The organism is Mesorhizobium sp., assembly GCF_017306585.1.
Taxonomy (GTDB): Bacteria; Pseudomonadota; Alphaproteobacteria; order Rhizobiales; family Rhizobiaceae; genus Mesorhizobium.
Genome location: NZ_JAFKIC010000070.1, coordinates 1 through 6,188, shown reverse-complemented (window position 1 = coordinate 6,188; position 6,188 = coordinate 1). Strand labels below are relative to the sequence as shown.

Annotated in this window: 7 protein-coding genes and 2 tRNA genes; 6 read left to right on the top strand and 3 right to left on the bottom strand. The window is 63.1% G+C overall.

Annotated features, from left to right (window positions below; all coding sequences use genetic code 11):
* A partial coding sequence (locus J0I79_RS02600; RefSeq protein ID WP_292855168.1) for a manganese efflux pump occupies window positions 1-297 on the bottom strand: 297 nt, incomplete at its 3' end.
* Window positions 298-408: 111 nt separating this feature from the next.
* Window positions 409-483: transfer RNA gene (locus J0I79_RS02595), tRNA-Asn, on the bottom strand.
* A gap of 222 nt (window positions 484-705) precedes the next feature.
* Here J0I79_RS02595 and J0I79_RS02590 point away from each other — a divergent pair.
* Window positions 706-966 (top strand): hypothetical protein, encoded by a 261-nt coding sequence (locus tag J0I79_RS02590; RefSeq protein ID WP_292855167.1) that lies wholly within the window; start codon window positions 706-708, stop codon window positions 964-966.
* Window positions 967-995: 29 nt separating this feature from the next.
* Here J0I79_RS02590 and J0I79_RS02585 read toward each other — a convergent pair whose 3' ends face one another.
* Entirely contained in the window at window positions 996-1,250 is a 255-nt protein-coding gene (locus tag J0I79_RS02585; protein ID WP_292855166.1) for a hypothetical protein, read from the bottom strand.
* 223 nt (window positions 1,251-1,473) lie between these two features.
* On the opposite strand from J0I79_RS02585, the gene J0I79_RS02580 reads away from it, so the two are divergent.
* The 5 genes from J0I79_RS02580 to J0I79_RS02560 form a co-directional block, all read left to right on the top strand.
* Window positions 1,474-1,547, top strand: a tRNA-Cys gene (locus tag J0I79_RS02580).
* 83 nt (window positions 1,548-1,630) lie between these two features.
* Window positions 1,631-2,299 (top strand): protein-L-isoaspartate O-methyltransferase, encoded by a 669-nt coding sequence (locus tag J0I79_RS02575; protein WP_292855165.1) that lies wholly within the window; start codon window positions 1,631-1,633, stop codon window positions 2,297-2,299.
* A 182-nt stretch (window positions 2,300-2,481) separates the two neighbouring features.
* A complete protein-coding gene (locus J0I79_RS02570; protein WP_292855164.1) occupies window positions 2,482-3,867 on the top strand; it encodes a TolC family outer membrane protein in 1,386 nt (461 codons plus the stop codon).
* A gap of 205 nt (window positions 3,868-4,072) precedes the next feature.
* Window positions 4,073-4,903 carry a PopZ family protein gene (locus J0I79_RS02565; RefSeq protein WP_292855163.1) on the top strand — a complete coding sequence of 277 codons (831 nt, stop codon included), beginning with the start codon at window positions 4,073-4,075 and terminating at the stop codon, window positions 4,901-4,903.
* Between the two features lie 268 nt (window positions 4,904-5,171).
* A partial coding sequence (locus tag J0I79_RS02560) for a class I tRNA ligase family protein (protein ID WP_292855162.1) occupies window positions 5,172-6,188 on the top strand: 1,017 nt, incomplete at its 3' end.

Sequence of the window (6,188 nt, the reverse complement as noted above, 5' to 3'; positions counted from 1 at the left end):
GCCATCCCCTGGCAAAACCGGTTCGTCGTCTGCCGACGGAAGCGCCAGGAACAGCACGCGGACTCCGATGAGCAGCAAAAGTCCGGCGGCCACAAAGTCAGGCAGGTCGCCTGGAAGGATCCTGCCGATCCATTCGCCCGAGATCATGCCGATCTCGCTGAACGCAAAACAGATCGCCGTGATGATCAGGTTGGCGATGAATCCGATTCGGATGCTGCGCACCCCGTACGACATCCCGACGGCCAGGTTGTCGATGTTCGAGGCGATCGCCAGTCCGATGATGAAGTACGAATTCACGTTCAGGCGACTTTCAGGCGGCTGGCGAGACCCAAGGCGAGGAGAGCAAGCGGGAAGGCCGCTGTCAAATCCCGGGAAATCTGGTGAAGACGATGCATCAGGCTCACGAAGTGGCTCCCCGGGCCGGATTCGAACCAGCGACCAACCGGTTAACAGCCGGTTGCTCTACCACTGAGCTACCGGGGAACAGTGGCTCTTCAGCAAGTGGCGCTGCCTATAGCAAACCCTTTTCAGCTTTGCAAAGAAGCATTTCGCATTTTTCCGAGACTTTTTCGTGTCGCGGTTTCTCGCAATCGGCGACGTCGCTTCTCATATTAGCCGTCTTGGCGGCCGGCGCGGAACCGAAGCGGCGGTCGCGCCTTTCGTGAACAGGCATTGTCGAGCAACCGGACGGACAGACATTTGGCGATGACGGCAGCGGACGAAAGCCGGATACCGGCAAGGAAAATCTCGGTCTTTGGGCGGGAATTCAGCATGCCGCGCTCGCGCGGCCTCAGAATAGCGATCGGCGTGCTTCTGACCATAGGCGGTATTCTGGGCTTCCTGCCGATTCTCGGATTCTGGATGGTGCCGCTCGGATTGCTGGTGCTTTCCTATGAATTCGCCATGGTGCGGCGCCATCGCCGCCGATTCGTGGTCTGGTGGGAGCGGCGGCGACGGCCGGATTGAATGTCCAACGCGCTGAGCCGGCTGTCGGACTAGGCCTGCGTCCCTGATTGCCGCAAATCCAATTTGCTGTCGACGTTACTTCCCAGCTCTTCGGCGGCCAGATCCTCGCTGATCTCCTTGAGAACGGTCGCGGCCGAAGCGAGGCGTGCGCGGTCGCGCGGCGAAAGCCCGGCTGCACCTTCCACGGCAAGGCAGTCGATGGCGTAGCGCAGCAACTCCTCGCATCCCGATCGCGACAGGCGGTAGCGGGCATTCCTTGCGTCGTCCACGTTTCCCGGCCGCATGGCGCAATCCTCCAGGTTTCTCAACGGAGGCAGGCACGCGGAGTTTCTTGCGATCTTCGGCAATGCTTAACGATCGGCTAATGCATGTTGCGGACGTCATGGCGGCGGCGCGTGACATGGACGGCGGATTCAGGCCGGGGAAACCACGCTGAATGCGCCGTGGCCGCTTGACGGGATTTTTCCCGCAACCTATTGGAACCGGGTGGAACGCCGGGAGCAACGAGGCCTCGTGGCGGAGTGGTTACGCAGAGGACTGCAAATCCTTGCACCCCGGTTCGATTCCGGGCGAGGCCTCCAATGCCCGGTCTCCCGCGCACCAGCGCAGGAGAGGTTCCTGTGCAATGAACCGCGATCGTGTCGCGGCAAGCGAGGCTTGGAACATGAGCGCTGATTTTTCCGAACTTCGCGTCAAGATGGTCGACGGGCAGGTGCGCACCACCGACGTCACCAGCGCGCCGTTGCTGGAGGCCATGCTTGTCGTGCCGCGCGAGGTTTTCGTTGCCGATCGCCAGCGCGATCTCGCCTATATCGACGAGGATATCCGTATCGCCGAGGGCTCGGCCGGGGCGCGCTACCTCATGGAAGCCTCGCCAATGGCCAAGCTGATGCAACTGGCCGAGATAAGCCCCGTCGATTCGGCGCTCGATGTCGGCTGCGGCACCGGTTACGCGTCCGCCATCCTGTCGCGCCTGGCGAAGTCCGTGGTGGCGCTGGAAAGCGATTCGGGGCTGGCGCAATCCGCGTCGTCGACGCTTTCGGCGCTGGGCTGCGGCAATGTGACCGTGGTCGAGGGCGCACTGGCGCAGGGCCACGCGGCCAAAGCGCCCTACGATGTAATCTTCATTGGCGGCAGTGTCGCCAAAGTACCGGCGGCGCTGCTCGACCAGCTCGCGGAAGGCGGCCGCCTTGTCGCGGTCGAAGGGCAGGGCAACTCCGGCGTGGCGCGACTATTTTTTAAGGCCGGGGGGGTTGTAACCGGGAGACGGGCATTTAATGCGGCAATTAAGCCACTACCCGGTTTCGAACGTGAGCATGCTTTCGAATTCTGAATGATTTGGCCTTGCAGCAAAGGCGCTGTCATGGTCGCTTGCATTTGAACGATCGTCGCGGTCCCGGACTGGGGGCACTTTGGGATCGAGCGACAGGGAACATGAAACACGCCACTCCGGCTGCTCTGGAAGGAGAAGCCGGCGCGGCGCGGTTCCCATGGAAAACGAATGAGGGATATACCGTGCCGTCTGTATCCAAGAGTGTTCTTGCCACCGTCCTCGTCTGCGCGACCGCGCTTTCTCCGCTGACCGCCTCCGCGGAAACCATCTCCGGCGCGCTCGCCAAGGCCTATCAGTATAATTCTTCGCTCAATGCATCACGCGCCGGCGTGCGCGTTACCGATGAGGGCGTGGCCATCGCAAAATCCGGCTGGCGGCCGACGGTCACCGGATCGGCCTCGATCGATTACACAAATACCCGCCAGGCCAATGGCGGCGGCAATTCGAAGCTGACGAGCGGCAGCTACGGCATCCAGATCAACCAGTCGCTGTTCGACGGGTTCCAGACGAAAAACAACGTTGCCGCGGCCGAATCCCAGGTCAAGGCGTCGGTCGAAAGCCTGCGCAACACCGAGGAGAACACGCTGTTCAGCGCGGCCACGGCCTATATGGACGTGATTCGCGATAGGCAGATCGCGGTGTTGACCGAGCAGAACCTGCAGTTCCTGACCGAGCAGGCGCGCGCCGCGCGCTCGCGTTTCGAGGTTGGCGAGGGTACGCGCACCGACGTCGCGCAGGCGGATTCTCAGCGCGCCTCGGCGGTCGCCTCGCTCAGTGCGGCTCGTGCGCAGGCACTGGCAAGCGCGGCGACCTATCATCAGGTGGTCGGCGACGAACCGGGCAAGCTGAAGCCCGCTTCGCCATTGGGCAAGATGCTGCCCTCCAGCCTCGCGGCGGCGATCGAGATCGGTTCGCGGGAACACCCGGCCATCCTGGCCACCCAGCATCTGGTCGACGCGGCGGCGTTTTCGGTGAAGTCGGCCGAAGGTGCATTGCTGCCGCAGCTGTCGGCGTCGGCCGGCATTTCCGAAAACTACCGCAACGCCATTCCCGACGTCTCCGGCGCCAACGGCAATTCGACCTCGGCCAATATCGGCGCGACCCTGACCATCCCGATCTATTCGGGCGGCAGAACCTCGGCTGTCGTGCGTCAGAACAAGGAATCGTTGGGTCAGGCCCGCATCCAGGTCGATGTCAGCCGCGATCAGGTGCGCCAGGCCGTCGCCACGGCATGGTCGCAGTACACTGCAGCGCAGCAGAGCGTCACGGCCAACAAGCAGGTGATCGACGCAGCGCAGCTGGCATTGAACGGCGTCATCGAGGAGCGCAATGTCGGTCAGCGCACCACGCTCGACGTGCTCAATGCGCAGAATGTCGTTATCAACGCCAAGATCGCTCAAGCCAATTCCGAACATGACGTGGTGGTGGCAAGCTATGCCATCCTGTCGGCGATGGGCCGGCTGTCGGTTGACCGGCTCGCCTTGCAGGTGACGAAGTACAAGCCCGAGGAACACTACAACGCCGTCAAGGACAAGTGGATCGGCCTGCGTACTCCAGACGGCCGCTGAACTATCGCCGGTGTTGTGACTTCGCGGGACCGGGTTCGAGAGCCGGTCCCGTTTTGGTCTCATGCTCTAATCTGTTGAAATCCCACATGTCCCCAGATTGGGGATTCTCGTGCGGCGATCCGTCGGTTACGCTGTCGCCATGATTCGATCCGGCTTTTCGCCGGAGCGGAAATGCAATGAGGTCACAAGGGCGGCGGATGTGACGATGGCAACGGCAAGCAGCGCGCAGCGCGAACCTTCCATGGAAGAGATTCTGGCTTCCATCCGGAGGATCATCGAGGACAGCGACAACGGCCGCAAGCAGCCCGCGGAGGCTGACGAGTTGCGACAGGATCTGGAGCCGGCCTCTAACGAGGCTGCATCAGCCGACGTCGATGCGTTCCGCGCCGACCTGCATGCCGCACCCGAAGTCAGGAAGCCGGTCGTGGTTGCCGAGGCTGTGGCGCCGGCAGCCGAGCCGGCGATCCCGCGCGTGGAAGCGCCGCCGCGTGCCGATCCCGTCCCGGCCAAAGCGGCGCTAACCCTTGCCGAGGTCAGCGCCCGGATCGCCGCCGAACCGTTGGCCGCAAAAACCAATATCCCGGCGCCCCCGGAAGTTGCCGTGACGAGCGATGCGGCCATTGCCGATTGGCGCCGCGAGATCGCGGCGGTCGGAGAGCAGGCGAAAGCCATACCGGACAGGAGCATCCGCAAGCCGGTTGTCCCCGAGGCGTCAGTGGGTGCCCCGGTTGTGGTTGAGCCCGTGTTCGAACGGACCGCTTCAGTCGGTGCTCCGGACATTGCTGAGCCACGCGCAGCAGCCGAACCGCTCGCGACCCGCCCCGCGATCGTTTCCGAGCACACGGGCCGGCAGGTCGCCGCGGCCTTTGGCGAACTGTCGGACGCCGTGGCCAGCCGCGGCAAGAAGTCGTTCGACGAGATGGCCGAAGAAATGCTGCGACCGATGCTGCAGGACTGGCTTGACAACAATCTGCCGACGCTGGTCGAGCGGCTGGTGCGCGAGGAGATCGAGCGCGTGGCGCGCGGGGCGCAGTGATCCAGGTCGACGGTTCAGCATGTGCGCGCCGCCTCCGGGCGGCGCATTCATGTTGAAGAGGAGCGGCTTCTGGAGCCGGCTGTTACGCGGTACGCGTGAAGCGATTTGCGCTACGTGCGGGCATGGCTTGCGCTTCACCTGCCGTTGAAATGAACAGCGCCGCGCCTATCTGCTTGAGTTGAGCCTGGCAGCCCTTGCGGTTGACTTGGCCAAGCCCTTCCGGTTTACAGCAAACCAGCCAAAATCCCCACAGCGCGGACCATTTCCCATGCTTGAAAAGACCTACGACGCAAAAACCGTCGAGCCGAAGATCGCCAAGGTGTGGGAAGAGGCGGACGCGTTTCGCGCCGGGGCCGGCTCGGAGGAGGGGGCCGAGGCCTTCACCATCGTCATCCCGCCGCCGAATGTCACCGGCTCGCTGCATATGGGCCACGCGCTCAACAACACGCTGCAGGACATTCTGGTGCGCTTCGAGCGCATGCGCGGCAAGAACGTGCTGTGGCAGCCGGGCATGGATCATGCCGGCATCGCCACCCAGATGGTGGTCGAGCGCCAATTGATGGAAAGGCAGATCCATCGCCGCGATCTCACGCGCGAACAGTTCATCGAGAAAGTGTGGGAGTGGAAGGCCGAATCCGGCGGCGCGATCTTCAACCAGCTGAAGCGGCTCGGCGCCTCGGCCGACTGGTCGCGCGAACGCTTCACCATGGACGAGGGCCTGTCCAAGGCCGTGCTCGAAGTGTTCGTCACCCTCTACAAGGAAGGGCTGATCTACAAGGACAAGCGCCTTGTGAACTGGGACCCGAAACTCCTGACCGCGATCTCGGACCTTGAGGTCGAACAGCAGGAGGTCAACGGCAATCTCTGGCACTTCCGCTATCCCGTGGAAGGCGAGACCTTTGATCCGGAAAATCCGAAAACCTTCATCACCGTGGCGACGACACGCCCTGAGACGATGCTGGGCGATACCGGCGTCGCCGTGCATCCCGAGAACGAGAAGCTCAAGGGGCTGATCGGCAGGAACGCCGTGCTGCCGCTGGTGGGTCGCGTCATCCCGATCTTCGGCGACGACTATGCCGATCCGGAGAAGGGCACCGGCGCGGTCAAGATCACCCCGGCGCACGATTTCAACGACTTCGATGTCGGCAAGCGCAATTCGCTGAGGATCGTCAACATCCTGGACGGCGAGGCTCGCATCCTGATTCAGGACAATGCCGACTTCCTGGAAGGCGCTTCTCCCGAGGCGGAGACGCTGGCGCTGCACGGCACGGACCGGTTCACGGCC

Excerpts from the sequence above, each read along its gene's own strand:
- J0I79_RS02590 (WP_292855167.1), top strand. The coding sequence starts at position 706 with ATGACGGCAGCGGACGAAAGCCGGATACCGGCAAGGAAAATCTCGGTC.
- J0I79_RS02565 (WP_292855163.1), top strand. The coding sequence starts at position 4,073 with ATGGCAACGGCAAGCAGCGCGCAGCGCGAACCTTCCATGGAAGAGATT.
- J0I79_RS02575 (WP_292855165.1), top strand. The coding sequence starts at position 1,631 with ATGAGCGCTGATTTTTCCGAACTTCGCGTCAAGATGGTCGACGGGCAG.
- J0I79_RS02585 (WP_292855166.1), bottom strand. The coding sequence starts at position 1,250 with ATGCGGCCGGGAAACGTGGACGACGCAAGGAATGCCCGCTACCGCCTG.